The sequence below is a fragment of the Bartonella sp. AD328YNZD genome, assembly GCF_042196425.1.
On the sequence record NZ_JBHIQG010000775.1, the window covers coordinates 1 to 632 of the forward strand.

Annotated in this window: 1 pseudogene; it reads right to left on the bottom strand. The window is 31.8% G+C overall.

Annotated features, from left to right (window positions below):
• Positions 1 to 164: pseudogene (locus tag ACFIO3_RS14975) on the bottom strand (ABC transporter substrate-binding protein); the annotation flags it as partial.
• Between the last annotated feature and the right edge of the window lie 468 nt (positions 165 to 632).

Sequence of the window (632 nt, forward strand, 5' to 3'; positions counted from 1 at the left end):
TCACTCGTCACAACCTCAACAGTTTGCGCTGGATCAAAACTACTAATTGAATCAATATTCCATGCCATCACCAATATATCTTTAGATGAGGCACTAAATGCTGATGTTACAGCCCCATTCAAGAAAACGAGTGTGCTTAATAAAATAGAAATTTTTTTCAACATTCTTTTTTTTCCATTTTATCTCTTCCTATTGTACTCTTGTATCTTTTCACACAAAGTGATTATGATTTTGTTTTTTTAAACAGCATGGCATCAAACATCAACTTCATTTAATCGAACCAAGCATCTATAAAGTAATTCTCTTATCCATCAATCTATATTCGGAATACAGAGAATCTATAACGATAAACAAAGAACCTCCCCAATATAACTTCTCATATTCATCCCTTCCTGTAAACGACCTCAATCATATATTGCATAAACATCTCTCACAATTTCATCCTTAAAAAAACTGAAAGACTTTTATGTGAGAAAATATTTTCATCATGCAATTATGATTAAGCACTGTTTATCTTTGACAACATTTAAAGACACACTTATTTTTCAATTTTATTATAAAAAATACGCGGCGCACTATTCCAAACCCATTTTTTGACATCAGGTGTCATCGCTATAGCGCTATATTGCTGA